Origin of the sequence: Filomicrobium sp. (assembly GCF_025698805.1) — a bacterium.
In the GTDB taxonomy this organism is placed as follows: Bacteria; Pseudomonadota; Alphaproteobacteria; order Rhizobiales; family Hyphomicrobiaceae; genus Filomicrobium; species Filomicrobium insigne.
Genome location: NZ_JAILWT010000002.1, coordinates 409,980 through 428,378, shown reverse-complemented (window position 1 = coordinate 428,378; position 18,399 = coordinate 409,980). Strand labels below are relative to the sequence as shown.

Genomic DNA, 18,399 nt, shown 5'->3' with positions numbered 1-18,399 from the left:
AAAATTGGGGGGAGAGAAGTGTGCGCATATCACGAATAAAAATAAGCAATTTCGCAAACTTCTCGGACATCGACGTCCAGACGGGCGAGAGCATCGTCATTGTCGGTGAGAACAAGGTCGGCAAAAGCAACTTCATCCGCGCCCTGCAACTGATCCTCGATCCCGGACTGTCGGAACGTGACCGCCAGCTCGGACTCGAGCAATTCTGGGATGGCCTAGGCGAGGACAGGATCGGCGAGACGATCGAAATCTCCGTAGATTTAACGGATTTCACCGGCGATCCGCGACTGATGGCGCATCTCAACGACTGCGTGGTGGATCCGGGTCCGCCCATGGTCGCGCGCCTCACGTACCGCTTCCAGCCAAAGGCAAATCTCGGCCGCGATCCAGAAAGTCTGACCGACTACGAGTACGTCATTTTCGGCGGCGACGATCCCGATATGGCGATCGGATCGTCCTTGCGCCGGATGCTGCCGCTCGACGTTCAGGTGGCGCTTCGCGATGCCGAGAAAGACCTGTCGAGCTGGCGAAACTCGCCGTTGAGACCGTTGATCGAGCAGTTGGCGGCATCGCTCGACGAAGACGCTCGCAACGAAATCCAGGAACAGGTCAACGAGGCTCAAGCTGAGCTTGCCAGCCATGCCGAGGTGGTTGCCACCGCGCAACGGATCAGCGACCGCCTGATCGCAATTGCGGGGGAGCAGCACGCCGTTCCGCTCACGCTCGGCTTAGCTCCAACTCGGGTCGATGCGCTGTTGCGTAGCCTGCGCCTGCTGATCGACAATGGCGCGCGGGGCATTGGCGACGCCAGCCTTGGCACGGCCAACCTGATCTTCCTGGCGCTGAAGAGCCTCGAGCTCGATCGTTTGGTGACCGATGGCGAGCGCGACCACACCTTCTTCGTGGTCGAAGAGCCTGAGGCGCATCTTCACCCGCATGTCCAACGGCTGGTCTATCGGTACTTCCTCGGCGGCGCTGCAGACGAGCAGGAAGACACGCCACCTCTCACAACCATCCTCACGACGCACTCGCCGCATATCGCCAGCGTCACACCGATCCGCTCAATCGTGCTGCTCCGGCACGACGCCGGCGAGGATGCGACGACGGCGGTCTCGACGGCGACGGCTCCGCTGACCGAACGCGATGAGGCCGACCTCCAGCGTTACATCGACGTCAGCCGCGGCGAGATATTCTTCGCGCGAGGCGTCATTCTCGTCGAAGGCGATGCCGAGCGGTTTCTCATTCCCGCATTCGCCGAGTCGCTGGGCATTCCGCTCGACATGCTGGGCATCACGGTATGCTCGGTAAGCGGCACCAATTTCACGCCATACGTGAAGTTGCTGGGTCCGCACGGCCTGAATATTCCGCACGTCATCTTGACGGATCGTGATCCGAATGGAGCGAATCCACCGCTGGTGCGGCGCCGTCTGATCAATGTCCTGCGCTTGGTCGAGAACGGCGTGAACTACACGCCGCTGGACGCTGACGCTGTGATCGCCCGCGCCGAGCCATTTGGCTACTTCGTGAATAGCAACACGCTTGAGCCGGAGCTGTTCTGTGGCGGGCTGGCGGAAGCGATGCAGGCGGTGATCGAAGAGGAGCTGTCGATCAATCAGGGCACCCGCGACCTGATACAGGGCTGGGTCGACGACACCGAGACGCTCGATGAGGAGCGCTTGATCAAACTCATTGAGCGGATCGGCAAGGGACGCTTCGCCCAGGCGCTAGCGCCTCACGTCGACGAGGATACGTGCCCGGACTACATCCGGCAGGCGCTGGAGCATATCCGCGATGCCCTTGCGTAGCGTCAGCGCTGCATATCTAGCCCAAGCGGCTGACCTGGCCAGCAATCCGGGCCAACAAGCGGCCTATGACTCGACGGGACATTGCGTCGTGCTTGCTGGCCCCGGCAGCGGCAAGACCAAGACACTGGTGCTCAAGCTCGCCCGGATCATGGCTGAAGATGTGCGCGCGCCGCGCGGTGCGGCATGCATCACCTATAGCCAGGAGTGCGCACGCGAGCTAACGCGCCGGCTGGAACGGCTGGGCCTGCGAGAGGCACCGAACCTTTTCATCGGCACGGTTCACGGTTTTTGTCTGCGGCATCTGTTGATGCCCTATGGCCGGCTCGCGGATCTGCCGGTGCCATTCCCGCTTAGCGTCGCAACACAACGGCAGAGCGACCAGGCGATGAAGCGGGTCGGCGACAGGCTCTTCGGCATTGGCCATCCGAACAAGCCGATGGACCTCGGGCGTCATCGGCGATCGATCCTCGACCGGACATCGGAAGCCTGGACTAGTGAAGAAGAGCTTGCGGCTTGGGCGGAGGGCTACGAGGCCGAGCTTCGGCGAACAGGTCTCGTCGATTTCGATGATCTTGTGATTTTTGGCCAGCGTTTGGTGTCGGAGCACGATTGGGTACTCCCACTGCTTCATGCGAAATTCCCTGTCCTGGCGGTCGATGAGTATCAAGATCTCGGCGTGGCATTGCACCGCATCGTCAAGCGTGTGGCGTTTGATGGGGGTGTCCGCCTGTTTGCGGTCGGAGACCCGGATCAGTCGATCTACGGCTTTACGGGCGCGGACGGAGCTTTGCTGCAGGAGCTGGCCGAGCGCGACGATGTCGAGCGCGTTCAGCTTCAGCTCAACTATCGCTCGGCCTCGCGGATTGTCAGCGCCTCGGAAATGGCGCTCGGTGAGGCTCGCGGCTACCAATCGAACGACCCGGATCGCCAGGCCGTCATCGCCTTCGTCGAATGCGACGATGGCGTGGAAGGCCAGGCCGCACACGCGGTCGCCGAGATCATTCCAGCGGCGCTTGCCGCCAAACCGGGACGTGCACTCGGCGACATCGCCATCCTCTATCGGGACTATCGTGCCGGCGACGTGGTAGCTGGAGCCGTTGCGGCTGCAGGCCTCGATTTTGTGCGGGTCGACACGGCCGCGCCTTATCGCAAGGTTGCGCTCACGAGCTGGATTGAGGATTGCGCGGCCTGGTGCGCGGGTGGCTGGCGTGAAGCGCGGCCGCAGTTGCGTGGATTGTTGGACCGGTGGATCGGCTTCCATCGCGCGCGGATCTCAGATGCGGAGGCCCGCGCGGAACTGCAAAGCCTTACTCAACTCCTCTGGTCACTGCGAGTTGAAGAAGGGCTTGCCCGAGACTTCCTAACGGCGCTGCGGGCGGGAATGCTCGATGCCTTGATGGCGGCCGAGCCGAGCCTGGCGGATCAGCGCGAACAGGTCGACCGCATGTCGGCGGCACTTGCCCTTGGCGGGCCGCTGGCTGATCTCGATCTCGCGAGCCTTGGGGGGAGAGACGGCTCGCCGCTCCATCTGAATCTTTTGACGCTGCACTCCGCTAAGGGCTGCGAATACGACGTAGTGATCATGGTAGGCCTCGATCTGGGCAGCTTGCCGTGGCGCAACGAACTACCTGCGGCTCGGCGGGAAAGTCGGCGCCTGTTTTATGTGGGTCTGACGCGGGCCCGCGATGAAATCCACATGCTATACTCTGGTTACGTCGATACGCGCAGCGGGAGGATGTATTGGGGGCGCTCTCCGTTCCTGAACGAGCTTGAAGCGCGAATGCAGGAGGCCGAGGGCGACTAACTATGCTGTCATTCCGCGAAGCGCAGACTGTCGAAGACCTGGCCGACCTTTTTTATGATTTCCTGCCGGGAAGTGGAAACAACAAGACCGCCTTTCCATTGGCGGCGGCGCAGGCCGGTGTTGCTGAACTCTGGGTTCCGGGAAGCAAAAGGCCGGCGATCGTTCAGCTCCTGACGTCCACGCTCGAACACCGGCGCTCGTATTTCACGAAGCTGATCGTGGCGATCGTCCGGCAGGCGATGACCTATCGGCGCGGCAAGGGAAATCCCCTGACGCGCGCCGAAATCGATCGGCTGAACAGCCTTCTTCCCGGCGTCGAATTCAAGATACCTGAATTGCTTGATCCCGGCTTTCTCAACAGTTTCGCGCTGCCGAAAGCCGAAGAACCGCCGCCACAGATGGCTGGAACGCTGAGCGCGGCCAAAGCTCAGGAACTGGCGACGCATCTCATCGAGATCACGAAGCTGGACCCGCAGGCGCGCGGCCTTCGTTTCGAGGGCTTTCTGAATGAGCTCTTCGCTGGCTTCGGATTGGCGCCACGCGGTGCATTTCGGCTTGTGGGGGAGCAAATCGACGGCAGCTTCAAGCTGCAAGGGCAGACCTACTTGGTGGAAGCCAAATGGCACGGGCCGCAGATTGGCTTCGCCGACTTGATGACGTTCTCTGGGAAGGTCGCAGGCAAAGCGTCCTGGTCGCGCGGCCTGTTCGTCAGCAATTCCGGGTTCACGGCCGACGGGCTGGAGGCGTTTTCGCGTGGGAGGCAAACCAATCTAATTTGCGCCGACGGCCTCGACCTGTACGAGGTCCTCTCACGCAAGGTGTCGTTGATCGACGTGCTGGAGGAGAAGGCCCGTCGGGCCGCAGAAACCAATCGCGCGTTCATCGCCGTGCGCGATCTCAATTTGCGGGGTGGCTGATTGCGGCCGATCACCGGCCGCCATACCTCGCGATCTAAGCACGTGCTATACGTGCGTGACGGTACTTTGCTGAACCTGATTCAGCGCAATGTATTTCGAGCGCGGAAAGGTTTTTCGCCTGATCGACCTCGATAGATGTCGACACCACCCAAAAAAAATTTCAGGCGATTTTCCTTTTGAAATCAACACCGTAACTTTTTGACGGCCCGAGCGTCGGCTTTCCAAGCATCAAGCAAGAAAAAGCCCATCTATATCAATGACCTAGCTGGGTTTAGAACAATCGAGTGGGAGTGATTGATATACTGGCGGGCTCTGGAGGGGAATAGCGCAAGAAAAGTTTCTGAGCTCGCTGCGATTCAAGACGCGTGTTGGGCGAAAGGCGTCGGTGAGAAAAGAAACCCCGCTCCATTGCCCCTGACGATTGTTTCAAGCCGGATGTGCATCAACACACGGATGCATAGTCGTTTCGTGAGAACTGCGTGTGTTGCTGTTTCGTCTGACGGTTTGGGATGATGCTTTAGGCATATGCATGATCGGATTCATCCAGCTCATCGAGAAATCCAGTCAAACTGTTCATTCCGATTTTCGTCGGTGGTTTGAAGGCATACCTGCCGCGGCTGTGTGGAACGTGATATCCGACTATAGCGTTGGCAGCAGCAATAAGCAGAACGACGCATTCTCGTTTGTTATCTTGTTGAACCACGACACATTCGCAAACATCGCATCTTATATAGCGGCAGTTGCACCGAAGGATATCAAGGCGTCCCGAAGTCCATCAGATGGGCTTATTGATTATCTCAGTTGCCCTGTCTCTTTCAGTTTCAATTTCGTAGTGGAGCGCCAGAGCAACTATTTGAAAAGCGCCTTGACCGTTGGAGAGATGCGGAGGCAAATAGGTGCTCTCCAAGACGTTGTTCGAGATTGGGCCGTGGAAGAGCCACCAAACGTGGCTTTCTACGATGCTCTCCATCGGCGGCTTGGGCTTGTTGCCGACGAACTTGCGCGTAAACAGCCGGCTCTCAAACTTCTGCGTCAGATTTTCCTTGTGGCGTCTTTCGCAGCAGTCGTCCTCGACTTGATAAATGATGTGAAATCCCCGTTGGTCATTCGGTGGATCAGCGACAGGGACGCCATGTTCGACCGCCACGAAGGGATAGCATTCGATCTCGCTTGGCTTTTCTTTCAGATGATCCGGCGAAGCAAGGGTGGCGTGATCGACCTACGCCGGCCGGAGTTCTTCTTCACGACGCCGGGTATGGACCGTGGGGTTGAATATGCAGAATTTGTCCGGTTGCCGGATTTCTTGGCGGGTACGCTGGCAGACATTAAGCTGCCTCAGGTGATGTTCACCCATCGGAAATTTCCAAAAGTGTTCAATCGTTTGTTTGTTAATGCGCCGAACAATGCAGTGATTGAAATTGTTGCGTCACCGGGTTGCGTGACGACGCGCCGCATCGCCTTCGGGGAGCCGCCTGTCGGTGCGTCGAGCCTGCGCCGAAGCGGCGAGTTAAACAGCTCGTCAAAGATCTGAATTGCGCTAAGGACTGCTTGCAAGATGGCGGATGAGCGCGAATGACTTTGAACTTGTTAATCGGTACGTCTGTGTGGCTCGACCTCACAAAGGACCCTCGCCACCTTCCCCTGCACGTGGGAAGCCGGTACCCATCAGCTGGACAGCGGGCATTGCATGGCGGCTTCGCCTCATAGTTGAGGCGGGGCGACCGTGGGATAGCGGGATGATCTCCCGGGCCATGCAGTAGAGCGCGTGCAGCGCGGGGTGGCGTGTGCCCATCCCTTGTTTTTTGGCCTCAGGCCCGCCACCCCGTCCTTCGGGCTTGGCGTTCCCACGCGCACTTGTCGTGGTATCTACATTTGAATTCGGCGCGAGTCGTCGCATTACGATCTGCTGGCACGCCGGTAGTCCTGTTCGACTTAGCTGGTGCATCATCAACGAGGTCAACGGTATCAACCGTGTCGTCTACGACATCACCTCAAAGCTACCGGGCACAATTGAGTGGGAGTGATCTGCCAGCGGATATGGTCAGGCTGGAGTGAGTGACGGCGTCGAGGTAATGGGGCATTGATTTCCGACCCGCAGGAACGATTGGAACGTAAGCGGATTTCCGACCGGGAGTCGATGAAACCAGGAGGCGTTGATGATCCGGGGCTTTTTGAATGAGGGTGGCCGCTTGAGAGCGGTTGAGGAGGTGTCAACGCTTCCAGAAAGTATGGTCTGGATTGATCTCATTAGTCCTACGAATGAGGAAGAAAAAGAACTCGAAAAAAGTCTTGGTATCGATCTCCCCACCAAGGAGGAGATGGAGGAGATAGAAATTTCTTCGCGCCTCTATCATGAGAATGGCGCGGCGTTCATGACAGCAATTCTCCCTGCACGCGCGGATGGCGATGATCCGGATATGCAGCCTGTGACGTTCGTTCTGACGGAGACCCGGCTGGTGACCATTCGGTATCACGAGCCGCGAGCCTTTACGACATTCCCCATGCGCGCCGAAAAGGTTCCGATGGGATGTGAAACGGGCGAGGGCGTATTGATCGCTCTTCTCGAAGCAATCGTCGATCGCCTCGCTGATATTTTAGAGCGGGATGGTCGCGATATCGATGCCATTTCGCGTGATATCTTCCAGCGCAAAGGCGCCAGGCCGACCAAGAGCAAAGATTTTCAGAAGACGCTTGAGACCATCGGTCAAAAGGGGGACTTAACCTCGAAGATACGTGACAGTCTTGTTACGCTTGAACGCCTGATCGGCTTTCTCGGGCACTGCACGATTCAGCGAAAAAGCGGCAAGGAGACACGCGAGCGGGTGAAGACCCTCGCGCGTGATTTACGTTCGCTCGCAGACCATGCGAGTTTTCTTTCGCAGAAGATCACGTTCCTGCTCGATGCCACGCTCGGCATGATCAACATCGAGCAGAATGCCATCATCAAGATTTTCTCGGTCGCTGCGGTCGTGTTCCTGCCGCCAACGCTCATCGCTTCTATTTATGGTATGAATTTCAAATTCATGCCCGAGCTTGATAAGGCTTACGGATATCCGACGGCACTCGCATTGATGGTGTTCTCAGCGATCCTGCCCTACGTCTATTTCAAGTATCGTCGCTGGCTTTAGGCCAAGACCTGATCGCTCAGGTCTGGCCACAAGAAACGTGGAAATTTACGATGTCGGTCTGCGGAATATCGAGAGCTGGTTCATAGCTGAGGACTGCAAGTTCTCGTGAGTTGGTTTCAGGGCTGAGGGAAAACCAGACACGATGACAACGGATAAACAGCGAACCCCTTACCATGCAATTTCCGTCGCCGATGCTCTGGCCGCTATGGGGGTGTCGGCTGAAGGCCTGAGTGCAAAAGAGGCTGAGCGCCGCCTGGAGCACTACGGGTTCAATTGCTTGCCGGAGCCGCCGAAGCGTAGCGCCTTGGTGCGCTTCCTAAGCCAGTTCAACAACATTCTGATTTATGTGTTGGTTGCGTCGGCTGTCGTTACCGCGGCCTTGCAGCATTGGGTGGATACAGGCGTCATCCTGGCGGTGGTGCTGGTGAATGCGGTGATCGGCTTCATTCAGGAGGGACGCGCCGAGCAGGCAATGGAGGCGATCCGGGGAATGCTGGCGCCGCGATCGGCCGTGTTGAGGGACGGTCGGCGATGCAGTGAGGACGCCGATCAACTGGTGCCAGGCGACATTGTTCTGGTCGAAGCGGGCGATCGCGTGCCGGCGGATCTACGGCTGATCGAAGCCCGTGGGCTTAATGTGGACGAGGCTATTCTTACCGGTGAATCTGTTCCCGTAGAAAAGACAACGGAGCCGGTTTTGCCTGAGGCCGCGTTGGGTGACCGCAGTTCAATGCTTTTTAGCGGTACGCTCGTGACCGCTGGTACTGCGCGCGGGCTTGTCGTTGCGACAGGGGGATCAACGCAGATCGGTCGGATAAGTGGGATGCTCTCTACCGTGGAGATGCTGACCACACCGCTCGTGCATCAGATGGATATTTTCGCCCGCTGGCTCACGATCTTCATCCTGCTGATTGCTTCCACCCTTTTGGTTTATGGCTATTTTGTCGGCCACCTCCCATTTTCAGAGCTTTTCATGGCTGTGGTGGGATTATCGGTTGCGGCAATTCCCGAAGGGCTGCCTGCTGTGCTGACCGTCACCCTATCGGTTGGTGTGCAGGCTATGGCGCGCCGGAACGCGATTGTTCGCCGCTTGCCAGCCATCGAGACGTTGGGGTCGGTATCGGTGATTTGCTCGGACAAGACCGGTACGCTCACCCGCAACGAAATGATGGTTGCCGCGCTTGCTGCGTCCGGACACGTCTATTCGGTTGCCGGCGAGGGATACGCGCCTAAGGGCGCGGTGCGCTTGCGTGAGGCCGAGGTCCATCCTCCGGAACATGCGGTCTTGATGGAATTCGCGCGCGCCGCCGCGCTGTGCAACGACGCAATGCTCCACAATGTGCAGGACGGATGGCGGGTCGAGGGTGATCCGATGGAAGGTGCCCTGTTGGTGCTCGCGGGGAAGATTACCGGTGATGGTGCCGAACCCTTTCGCGGCTGGATACGTACGGATGCTATTCCCTTCGATGCGGCGCATCGCTACATGGCCGTGCTCCATCACGATCACGAAGGCCATGCCAGCATTTACGTTAAGGGAGCCCCTGAGGCTGTGTTGGCGATGTGTACGAACCAACGGGCTCTTGATAACGGTATCGCCCCGCTTACCCCGGGCTACTGGCATGACATGGTGGAAAGGCTCGCCGCAGAAGGTCAGCGCGTGATCGCGGTCGCTGTGCGCGAGGTGGCTCAGGACCACACGGTTCTCAACACATCGGATCTCGACGGTCAGATGACGTTGATCGGTCTGATCGGGCTGATTGATCCGCCCCGTGCCGAGGCCGTCGAGGCTGTGGCCGCGTGCCATGGTGCAGGTATTCGCGTGAAAATGATCACAGGCGATCATGCCGCTACCGCGCGTGCGATCGCAGCCCAGATCGGGCTCAAGAACGCCGAGAACGTCTTGACCGGTTCGGACATTGAGACAATGGACGATGCCGTTCTTGCTGAAGTGGCTGTCTCAACCGATGTCTTTGCCCGCACATCTCCGAGGCACAAGCTGCGACTGGTGACCGCGCTGCAATCGCGTGGGCTGACAGTCGCCATGACCGGTGATGGGGTGAACGATGCTCCGGCGCTCAAGCGCGCGGATGCGGGCATCGCGATGGGGCGCAAGGGTAGCGAAGCCGCAAAAGAGGCCGCCGAACTGGTTTTGGCTGACGACAATTTTGCTTCAATCGTAGCGGCGGTGCGTGAAGGCCGGACGGTCTACGACAACATTAAAAAGGTCATCAGCTGGACGCTCCCCACCAGTGCGGGTGAGGCGATGACGATCATCGTGGCGTTATTTGCCGGGTTGGCGCTTCCCATTACGGCGGTGCAGATACTCTGGATCAACCTTATCACGGCCGTCACTTTGGGATTGGCGCTTGCCTTCGAGCCGAGTGAGTCCGGTACCATGCGCCGTCCACCTCGACCGCGCGATGAGCCGCTTCTCACGGGCGGGCTGATTTGGCATATCATATTGATTTCGATGCTTTTCCTGGTCGCGGTCTTCGGTATCTATGCTTACGCGACCAGTCGGTCCTATCCTCCGGCGCTGGCGCAGACGATGGCGATGAATACGCTTGTCGTGCTGGAGATTTTCCATCTGTTCTTTATCAGGAATATCTATAGCACGTCACTTACGTGGGCCGCCGTACGCGGCACGCCGATTGTCTGGGGTTGCGTCATTACCGTAACGGTCGCGCAGTTTGCGATCACCTACTTACCTGTGTTCCAAGCGGCTTTCGGTACGCAGTCGGTATCATTGCAAGATGGCATGCTGACCGTCGCTGTCGGCGTTGTGTTCTTCATGCTCATCGAAACCGAAAAGCAGATGCGGCTCGCCTTCCGGAGGCCAGCGCCAGATGAGGGATCGCAGGCGAGGGACTGATAGCGAGATGATCCCTCTAGGGCCGGTGGGCCTGCAATAGAGGTTACAGCGAGATTTTTTCCAGGCGATGACGAAGCTGCCGTCCGGCGAAATCAAGAAAGCTGCGCATTTTAACGGGCAGGGCACCTTGGCCTTGATGGAGTAGGTAGACGGGCAGAGGTTCGGATTCGAACGCGGCCAAGGCTACGCGTAATTTGCCTTCCTTCACCGCATGTTCAGCCTGATATGACAGGACGCGAGTGACGCCAACGCCGGCGATGGCAGCGTCTAGCGCTGCCTCCGCCGTATTGACCGAAAGACGAGACTGAACACGAATACTACGCTGGCGGCCCTTTGCGCGACCGCCGAACGTCCATGCATCTGAGGCTCTGAGCGTATCGAAGGTGACGCAGGGTATGTCGGTGAGATCGGCGGGGGTTCTTGGCCGCCCATATGTCTCGAAATAGGCGGGGCTGCCGCAAACGACATAGCGGACAGCTCCAACGCGTTTGGCGATCATCGAACTGTCAGCAAGCGTGCCGATGCGCACAGCCAAGTCGATATCGTTCTCAAGCAAATGAACGTTTCGATCTGACAGCCACATGCGGATGTTGATGTCGGGATAGGTTGCGAGAAACGCATTCACTACCGGCAAGACATGAAGGCGACCGAATACGATTGGTGCGGTGAGGACGAGTTCCCCCCGCGGTGCAGTTTGTTCGCCTGATGCTTTCCTTTCCGCATCGTTGACCTCGTCCAGGATTTGTTTGCAGGACTGGTAGTAGTCGGTACCGGAGTCCGTCAGCGTTAGTTTGCGCGTCGTACGGGTCAGGAGACGAACTCCAAGGTGATCTTCCAACTCGGCGAGCTTCCGGCTGACGGTCGGTAGCGGCATATTCAATTTGCGGCCGGTGCCCGTGAGGCTTCCAGTTTCGACAGTCGTCACGAAGATCGACATCGCTTCGAAGCGATCCATTTTTTTCTCTCGATATTTGAAATAGTTCATCTCAAATATAACGTATTCTTTCATGTTGGAGAAACGCTCATCTTGTCGTTGCCGGTCTTCAGAGCCCAGTCACGAGCAAGAGAGGCAGCCGCTATGGTCTACGGATTTCTCGACATTGCTATTACGCCGAGCGTTCGTGCTGTCCAGGCTGAGATGGGAAGTGACCACCTTTGGCAGGATTTTCGCGGGCACCGCACATTCGACCGGTTCACTCCGAACGAAGTTGCTTTCATCGCGCAGCGCGACAGCTTCTACATGGCTACGGTATCGGAAACCGGCTGGCCCTACGTCCAGCATCGTGGCGGGGCGGCGGGGTTCCTGAAGGTCATCGACGAAAAGACGCTGGCGTTCGCGGATTACCGGGGGAACCGGCAGTACATCAGTCTCGGCAACCTCAAGGCGGATGATCGCGCTGCGCTGATCCTTGTGGACTATGCGCGCCGGGCGCGTCTCAAAATTTACGCACGCACTGAGGTGCTCGGTCTCGCAGACGATCTCGCCCTTACCGAAGAGGTTCTCGATCCGGCTTATCGGGCGAAGCCTGAACGACTCTTTCGACTTCACCTTGAAGCTTTCGACTGGAACTGCGCGCAGCACATCACCCCACGTTTCACCGAAGCCGAGATCACGACGGCGATCGAGCCTCTGCGTGAGCGTCTCATGATGCTCGAAACGGAGAACGCCGAACTAAAGGCGCGGCTTGGTGAGTGAATTATGCCCGTGAGGGGCAGTGACCTAGGAGAACGACAAATGAGCAGTATTCATTATCGCAGCACCGACGTTGACGGTGTGAAGGTTTTTTATCGGGAAGCTGGCTCGGAGGGCGCTGAGAAACTTTTGCTGTTGCACGGGTTTCCGAGCTCAAGCCACATGTTCCGAGACCTGATCCCGCTGTTGGCCGACCGCTATCACATCATTGCTCCGGATCTGCCGGGCTTTGGGCAGTCCGATAATCCGAAGGTGAATAGCTTCGATTCCATCGCGGATACGATCGAGCGCTTCACTGAAATCGTCGGGTTCGATCGCTTCGCTGTCTACGTGTTCGATTACGGCGCTCCCACTGGTTTCCGCCTTGCGGTTCGCCATCCCGAACGGATCACTGCCATCATCTCCCAGAATGGCAATGCGTATGTCGAGGGACTGAGCGAGGGATGGAATCCCATACGCGCCTATTGGGAGGATGCGTCGCAGGCTAATCGCGACGCGCTTCGGGCACTGCTGACGCTGGAAACGACGCGCTGGCAATATGTTCACGGGGTCCCGGATGAGACGGAGGTTTCCCCGGATGGCTACACGCTCGACGACTATTATATCAGCCGCCCCGGAGCCGGTACGATACAGCTTGACCTGTTCGGCGATTACAAGAACAACGTCGCGCTTTACCCGATGTTTCAGGAGTATTTTCGTACCCACAAGCCGCGCTTTCTCGCGGTGTGGGGGCGGAACGATTCTTTCTTCCTTCCGCCTGGGGCTGAAGCTTTTAAGCGGGATATCCCAGATGCGCGGGTGACCTTTTTCGAGACCGGTCACTTCGCATTGGAAACGCATGCAAAAGAAATCGCGGCGGAAATCGGTGAGTTTCTTGGGTGAGTGCGGGGTGCGGAGGGGCCATCCAGAGGGATGGCCCGCTCTTTATTCGTCTCGCAGCTTGACGATGTCGTTCATCAAACCGCCGGTGCCGTTGTGGATCGTCAGGCGTTCGACCCTGCTGGCAATTGCCTCCAGAGCCTCCAGCTCCTTCAAGCGCAGCATGACCGGGTTTTCGGCCATGACCTTTGCGGTGTTCAGAAGCGAGCGGGTTGCGTTCGTTTCTTCACGCCGACGGATCACGTTGGCTTCGGCCTGCTTTTCAGCCGCGACGACCTGGTTCAGTATCTCGCGCATTTCGCCCGGCAATACGACGTCCTTCAGCGCGATGTCCAAGACCTCAACGCCGATTGCAGCCATGTCTGCCTTCACCTTGCCGGCGGCCTCCTCGTCGATGGTTACCTTCTTCTCAAGGATTTGGTCGAGGCTCAGTGCGCCAAGGGTCTTGCGGAAGGCGAACTGCAAGGCGCGGTAGAGGCTGTCCGAAAAGTCCTTTACCGCTGAGACAGCGAGAACCGGATCGGTCACACGGTATTCCGCCGCGAGGTTGATGCGGATCGTCACGCGATCCTTCGTCAGTACCTCTTGGCCGGTGACGTCGACCGACTGCCGCTTCAGGTCGATCTGCTTCACCGTTGCTGTCCGCCCGGACTTCCAGAAGCCGTAGACGCCAGGTTCCAACGTCTCGACGTAGACGCCGTCGATGAAGAGCAATCCGGCATGACCTTCGGCCACCGTGGCGCCGGTGATGATGTTCATCTTGCCGGCAAGCACTAGTCGCCGCAGGAGGTCGGGATCGATGCGCAAGTCCGTGGAGATGTCGATGTGCGTCGCGCTCCACGGACCGGCGTCGGCCCATACGGTCAATTTGCTATCTGGCGGAAGAACGTCGAAGGGACGACCGTCGCGTTCGATGACAGCAACTTCGGTACGGCCCGTGCGAAAGACGCTCAGGTGCTTAGCTGCCACGTCCGGGAGCTTGTCGAACAAGGGCTTCTCGTACGGAGATTTGAACACCGCACCAGTGATGATGTCGTAAGGTACGACCTCCAGGCTCTTGCGCCAGTTCGGCAGGACATGTTCGCCCGGTCCGGCAATGCTCAACAGCTTGCCGTTCTGGAAGACGATGGCACGTTGGTTTTCCTGCACCCGAAAGCGCATGCGGCCCATAAGTTCGTCGAGAATCTTCATCAGCATGTTCGTTACTCCTGTCGGGCATGGCTATGGCATGCGTCGATCGTCCTTTCGTTGTTTGAGCCTTTGTCCCGCATGGCGCGGGACAGGTATTTTCGATGCCGGTCATGAAGCCGGGGACCGCTGGCATCTACGCGCAGCGGATCGCAGGGAGCGGGCATCGCGGCGGTTGCACGGACCTACGGACTAAAGCCCGCGTGCCGGCGCAAACGCGTCTTAGCCGTCACCTGAAATCAGGCGGCGCATAAACGGCATGGGACCTTCCGCTTCGTTCGTGCCCGAAGGTACGAGCGTTGTTTTCAGTCCTTCCGCATTCCGGTCCCCGGCCCCGTTTGGACAACACCTTGGAAGGGTGGAGCTGGTTTTTGAGGCCAGCAGTGGAGAAGGATTCGAACCTTCGACGGTCAGATTATCAGTCTGATGCTCTACCCATCTGAGCTATCCAGTGGTGAAGTTTGCGGGAGTCGAACCCACGACCTCCGGACAAATGTCCGGTGCTCTACCGCTGAGCTAAAACCCCAACCGATCTCCCCGTCGTGGCTCCGTACACAGGGCTGGCAAGGCCGCCTGCGCGGGCGGAGTTCAGGAACTCCAACCGTTGTGCTCACGCCGGTTTTGTTGACCGGGGAGCGCGCGTATAGGTCTCGAATACGCCTTTCACAAGGCAGAATGTCAGATAGCTGCGTAAGCCGCGCGAGACTTGGAAAGTTAGAGCTGTTTCGGTTCCGATTACACTCCACCGCCAACGCGGAGGACGGTTGCCGTCACATACGAGGCTTCGTCTGAGAGAAGCCAGAGCACGGTTTTTGCGATTTCTTCAGGTTGGGCGATGCGCCCGATAGGGACGCGCGCAACAATGCGCTTTGGACGATCAGGGTCGCCGCCTGCGCCATGAATATCCGTGTAAGCTGTCCCTGGTGCAACCGCATTCACGCGGATGCCTGATGCGGCGACTTCCTTGCCGAGGCCGATGGTCAGCGTGTCCACGGCGCCCTTCGTGGCTGCGTAGTGGACGTACTCTCCGGGAGAACCGAGGGTTGCCGCGACCGAAGATATGTTTACGAGGCGTCCGGGAATGGATGCAGCTTGCCATCTGCGGATGGCTTCTTGGGCCATGAACATCGTCCCAAGCAGGTTCACGTCTATCGTGCGACGCAGGATGTCGACAGGGACCTCGCTAAAGGCCCCAATCCGCCCGGTCATTCCGGCGTTGTTTACAACGGCGGTCACAGGGCCGAATTGGGCTGACGCTTCATCGAAAAAAGAAGAGGTAAAGCTCGCGTCGGCGACATCGCCCTGAATGGCTTGGAGGCGCCCGCCTTCGGCGGCAAGTTCGCCGACCAACGATCGCGCTGATGCTATATCCGACTGGTAGCTGAAGCCTACAGCGTAGCCCCGCGCGACTGCTTCACGCACGATCGCGGCGCCGATGCCACGGCTTCCGCCCGTAACCAACAGAACATCGCTGTCGTGAGTTTGAGCACTTTGCACCGCCGGCAAATGTTTTCTCCCTCATTTTTTGGGGAGTTTGCCAATATTATTGTGCCGCTCCAACATATTTATTGTGTGGGTTGACCAGAGAGCTATTCGCCTGATGTTTCATTTGGATCGACATCAGGTGTCGTTTCTCCGGTGGCAATAACCTTTCGGGAAGGTGACGCTGTCTCGACGGAGAATTTTCCAGCTGCGGCTGCCGCTTGTTGATATGCGGCCCCGGGTAACGTGGACATCCCGCTCCCAACTTTTACTTGCTCGTTTGTCTCAGTATTTCTGCTTGTCATCCGCTCAGGCTGAGTGGATTTAAAAAGCGACAACGCTGCGTTGTTAAGTGAAGAGATTGTCGTCATTTTTCCCGGCTCCTGGAACGACGAGTTATTTTTGGCTCGTGCGAATCAGATCAATCTTTTGCCGGGCGTGATTAGATCAGTTCCCTGATAGAACGCATACATCTCCGCGCATATGCCTGTGGAAGAATCACTCGGTGTGCGGTGGCGTTTTGTACGAGACGCGATGAGCTATTTGGTGGTCTTTGCCAATCGCATTGCGATGCGACGCTAATTTCTCAAGCGTTTTCATAAACGACCGCAAGACGTGCGCATCGTTTGCTGAGCTTATTTCCGCACACACGTTCGGAAGAAGCGGGATATCTCAAAAAAATCGCCGGCTCATGTCACACCGAGGTCTCCGACCTCGTCTTTGAGGTTGAAGCGCAGCGATTTACCCATCGGTGAGTGAGAGAAGTAGCTATGAATAGATTTTTGTTTGCTTTGGTTCTTGCGGTGGTTTTCGTGGCTCCGGCCAAAGCTCACGGCGAAAAAGCCAACGTTACGGTTGTTTACGAGCACGTTCTGCCCAATGTTCCAGGCAAGAGCATCAAGGCGGTTCTTGTCGAATATGGCCCGGGTGGTTCCAGCCCTGGTCATACGCATGCAAGTTCGGCCTTTATTTATGCAACCGTCCTTGAAGGCGCAATCAACAGTGCCGTCAATGGCGGGCCTGTTGTGACCTATCGTGCTGGCGAGAGCTTCTCGGAGAATCCCGGAGATCGGCACGATGTTAGCTCCAATGCCAGCGCCACTGAACCTGCAAAGCTGTTGGCCGTCTTCATCGTGGACACCGATGAAAAAGAGCTCACGACACCTTATCGCGACTGACTCTTTCAAAAAAGGCGATGCATCATGTCACTTCCGTTGGTGCTGCGTCGTCAACTGGGCAGAACCCTCGTCCAAGATTGGAGATGATCATGACACCGCGTTTGAACGACCCACATAAAGCCGCTCCCGCTGTAATCAAGGCGATGGTGGGCGTCGAGACTGCACTGAGAGACTGTGGGCTTGAACACAGTCTGCTCGAACTTGTGAAATTGCGCGCTTCGCAGATCAATGGCTGTGCTTTTTGTATTCATATGCACACCACCGACATGCGTAAGAACGGTGAACCTGAGATGCGCCTATACATGCTTGATGCATGGCGTGAGTCTTCTCTTTACACGCCGCGCGAGCGGGCGGCGCTTGCCTGGACCGAAGCGCTCACGCGGTTGTCGGATACGCATGCACCCGATGCTGACTATGAGCTGGTGAAGGCGGAATTTACCGAAGCTGAACAAGTGAACCTGACGCTTGCCATTGGTGCCATTAATGTCTGGAACCGGCTTCAAGTTGGTTTCCGAGTCGCTCACCCCGTGGATAATGCGCGTGACGCAGCCTGATAAGAGTACAGATCTTTTTGAAGCGCAGCGGCCGCGGCTGCTGCGCATCGCTTATCGCATGCTTGGGTCGATGACAGAGGCCGAAGACATCGTGCAAGAAGCTTGGCTTCGTTGGGCGGGTGTGGATGGAACGAATGTGCGCGAACCTGCGGCCTATCTCAACCGGACGGTTACGCGGCTTTGTCTCGATGTCATGAAATCAGCTCGGGCTCGGCGGGAAACTTATTTCGGTTCATGGCTTCCTGACCCTATCGTCGAGCCGGAGAATGACGATATGCGGTTTGACGAGTTGACGTTGACGCTCATGTTGGCGTTGGAGCGGCTGTCTCCGCTGGAGCGCGCGGCGTTTCTATTGCACGACGTGTTTGGGGTTCCGCTTGACGAGATCGCGGAGACCCTGAACCGCGAGCCTTCCGCAATACGCCAGCTTGCGGTACGGGCGCGGCGTCACGTTCAGGAGGACCGGCCACGCTTTAAAGTGGCGCGGGAGGATGGCGACCGTATTGCACGGGCCTTCTTTCATGCTTCAACGAACGGCGACCTTGAGGGACTTCGTGCCTTACTGACACACGATGTCGTCATCAGGTCTGATGGTGGGGGTAAGGTGTTGGCATTCCGCAATCCAATCGTTGGGATCGACCGTGTTCTGCGCATGTTTGCTGGGCTATATCGGAAACATGTATCGCAGTCGGCGATTTTGATCCGGCCTGTCTGGATTGACGGATTACCCGGTTACATTAGTCGGGAGCATGGTAAGTTTCTGCAGACCACAGCATTCGAGATCGCGGATGGACGGATCGCTGCGATCTATATCACTCGCAATCCCGACAAGTTGGCTCATATCGCTGAATTGACGTGAAAAGATTCTGGAGTTTGAGATTCGAGCTCCGGTTCTTGAA

15 protein-coding genes, 2 tRNA genes and 1 pseudogene are annotated in these 18,399 nt (G+C 57.7%); 12 read left to right on the top strand and 6 right to left on the bottom strand.

Annotated features, from left to right (window positions below; translation table 11 throughout):
* Positions 1-20 precede the first annotated feature (20 nt).
* The 7 genes and pseudogenes from K5845_RS05725 (at position 21) to K5845_RS05695 (ending at position 10,526) form a co-directional block, all read left to right on the top strand.
* Positions 21-1,805: an ATP-dependent nuclease gene (locus K5845_RS05725; protein WP_287958561.1), complete on the top strand. Its 1,785-nt coding sequence runs from the start codon at positions 21-23 to the stop codon at positions 1,803-1,805.
* Positions 1,792-3,609 (top strand): ATP-dependent helicase, encoded by a 1,818-nt coding sequence (locus K5845_RS05720; RefSeq protein WP_287958560.1) that lies wholly within the window; start codon positions 1,792-1,794, stop codon positions 3,607-3,609. The genes K5845_RS05725 and K5845_RS05720 overlap by 14 nt, the downstream gene beginning before the upstream one ends.
* Before the next feature lie 2 nt (positions 3,610-3,611).
* Positions 3,612-4,526, top strand: a complete 915-nt coding sequence (locus K5845_RS05715) for a restriction endonuclease (RefSeq protein ID WP_287958559.1) — start codon at positions 3,612-3,614, stop codon at positions 4,524-4,526.
* 928 nt (positions 4,527-5,454) lie between these two features.
* Entirely contained in the window at positions 5,455-6,057 is a 603-nt protein-coding gene (locus K5845_RS05710; protein WP_287958558.1) for a hypothetical protein, read from the top strand.
* A gap of 397 nt (positions 6,058-6,454) precedes the next feature.
* Positions 6,455-6,550 (top strand): annotated as a pseudogene (locus tag K5845_RS05705) (GMP synthase (glutamine-hydrolyzing)); the annotation flags it as partial.
* A 132-nt stretch (positions 6,551-6,682) separates the two neighbouring features.
* The gene (gene corA, locus K5845_RS05700; RefSeq protein ID WP_287958557.1) at positions 6,683-7,654 is read left to right on the top strand and encodes a magnesium/cobalt transporter CorA; all 972 of its coding nucleotides are present in this window, start codon (positions 6,683-6,685) and stop codon (positions 7,652-7,654) included.
* 142 nt (positions 7,655-7,796) lie between these two features.
* Positions 7,797-10,526, top strand: a complete 2,730-nt coding sequence (locus tag K5845_RS05695; RefSeq protein ID WP_287958556.1) for a cation-transporting P-type ATPase — start codon at positions 7,797-7,799, stop codon at positions 10,524-10,526.
* Between the two features lie 43 nt (positions 10,527-10,569).
* Here K5845_RS05695 and K5845_RS05690 read toward each other — a convergent pair whose 3' ends face one another.
* Complete coding sequence (locus K5845_RS05690; RefSeq protein ID WP_090227911.1) at positions 10,570-11,481, bottom strand: LysR family transcriptional regulator; 912 nt, start codon at positions 11,479-11,481, stop codon at positions 10,570-10,572.
* Positions 11,482-11,604: 123 nt separating this feature from the next.
* Between K5845_RS05690 and K5845_RS05685 the strand changes: the two genes are divergently transcribed.
* Together K5845_RS05685 and K5845_RS05680 are read left to right on the top strand one after the other, a co-directional pair.
* Positions 11,605-12,222 (top strand): pyridoxamine 5'-phosphate oxidase family protein, encoded by a 618-nt coding sequence (locus K5845_RS05685; protein ID WP_287958555.1) that lies wholly within the window; start codon positions 11,605-11,607, stop codon positions 12,220-12,222.
* 39 nt (positions 12,223-12,261) lie between these two features.
* On the top strand, positions 12,262-13,101 hold the full coding sequence (locus K5845_RS05680; protein WP_287958554.1) for an alpha/beta fold hydrolase: 840 nt from the start codon (positions 12,262-12,264) through the stop codon (positions 13,099-13,101).
* A gap of 42 nt (positions 13,102-13,143) precedes the next feature.
* On the opposite strand, the gene K5845_RS05675 is transcribed toward K5845_RS05680, so the two are convergent.
* From K5845_RS05675 to K5845_RS05655, 5 genes are all read right to left on the bottom strand, one after another.
* Complete coding sequence (locus K5845_RS05675) at positions 13,144-14,289, bottom strand: slipin family protein (protein ID WP_287958712.1); 1,146 nt, start codon at positions 14,287-14,289, stop codon at positions 13,144-13,146.
* Between the two features lie 376 nt (positions 14,290-14,665).
* Positions 14,666-14,740: transfer RNA gene (locus K5845_RS05670), tRNA-Ile, on the bottom strand.
* Positions 14,739-14,812, bottom strand: a tRNA-OTHER gene (locus K5845_RS05665). Before K5845_RS05665 ends, K5845_RS05670 begins: the two co-directional genes overlap by 2 nt.
* Positions 14,813-15,021: 209 nt before the next feature.
* On the bottom strand, positions 15,022-15,783 hold the full coding sequence (locus K5845_RS05660; RefSeq protein WP_287958711.1) for an SDR family oxidoreductase: 762 nt from the start codon (positions 15,781-15,783) through the stop codon (positions 15,022-15,024).
* Between the two features lie 92 nt (positions 15,784-15,875).
* Complete coding sequence (locus K5845_RS05655; RefSeq protein ID WP_139165306.1) at positions 15,876-16,139, bottom strand: hypothetical protein; 264 nt, start codon at positions 16,137-16,139, stop codon at positions 15,876-15,878.
* Between the two features lie 399 nt (positions 16,140-16,538).
* Here K5845_RS05655 and K5845_RS05650 point away from each other — a divergent pair, with 399 nt between their 5' ends.
* The 3 genes from K5845_RS05650 to K5845_RS05640 all read left to right on the top strand — a co-directional run bounded on the left by K5845_RS05650 (position 16,539) and on the right by K5845_RS05640 (position 18,359).
* On the top strand, positions 16,539-16,946 hold the full coding sequence (locus K5845_RS05650) for a cupin domain-containing protein (RefSeq protein ID WP_046475169.1): 408 nt from the start codon (positions 16,539-16,541) through the stop codon (positions 16,944-16,946).
* A gap of 89 nt (positions 16,947-17,035) precedes the next feature.
* Positions 17,036-17,500, top strand: coding sequence for a carboxymuconolactone decarboxylase family protein (locus K5845_RS05645; RefSeq protein WP_046475171.1), 465 nt, complete (start codon positions 17,036-17,038; stop codon positions 17,498-17,500).
* On the top strand, positions 17,487-18,359 hold the full coding sequence (locus K5845_RS05640) for a sigma-70 family RNA polymerase sigma factor (RefSeq protein WP_432264124.1): 873 nt from the start codon (positions 17,487-17,489) through the stop codon (positions 18,357-18,359). Before K5845_RS05645 ends, K5845_RS05640 begins: the two co-directional genes overlap by 14 nt.
* Positions 18,360-18,399: the final 40 nt, after the last annotated feature.

Coding starts and splice junctions, on each gene's coding strand:
- K5845_RS05720 (WP_287958560.1), top strand. CDS start 1,792: ATGCCCTTGCGTAGCGTCAGCGCTGCATATCTAGCCCAAGCGGCTGAC.
- K5845_RS05715 (WP_287958559.1), top strand. CDS start 3,612: ATGCTGTCATTCCGCGAAGCGCAGACTGTCGAAGACCTGGCCGACCTT.
- corA (WP_287958557.1), top strand. CDS start 6,683: ATGATCCGGGGCTTTTTGAATGAGGGTGGCCGCTTGAGAGCGGTTGAG.
- K5845_RS05695 (WP_287958556.1), top strand. CDS start 7,797: ATGACAACGGATAAACAGCGAACCCCTTACCATGCAATTTCCGTCGCC.
- K5845_RS05690 (WP_090227911.1), bottom strand. CDS start 11,481: ATGGATCGCTTCGAAGCGATGTCGATCTTCGTGACGACTGTCGAAACT.
- K5845_RS05685 (WP_287958555.1), top strand. CDS start 11,605: ATGGTCTACGGATTTCTCGACATTGCTATTACGCCGAGCGTTCGTGCT.
- K5845_RS05680 (WP_287958554.1), top strand. CDS start 12,262: ATGAGCAGTATTCATTATCGCAGCACCGACGTTGACGGTGTGAAGGTT.
- K5845_RS05675 (WP_287958712.1), bottom strand. CDS start 14,289: ATGAAGATTCTCGACGAACTTATGGGCCGCATGCGCTTTCGGGTGCAG.
- K5845_RS05655 (WP_139165306.1), bottom strand. CDS start 16,139: ATGACGACAATCTCTTCACTTAACAACGCAGCGTTGTCGCTTTTTAAA.
- K5845_RS05650 (WP_046475169.1), top strand. CDS start 16,539: ATGAATAGATTTTTGTTTGCTTTGGTTCTTGCGGTGGTTTTCGTGGCT.
- K5845_RS05645 (WP_046475171.1), top strand. CDS start 17,036: ATGACACCGCGTTTGAACGACCCACATAAAGCCGCTCCCGCTGTAATC.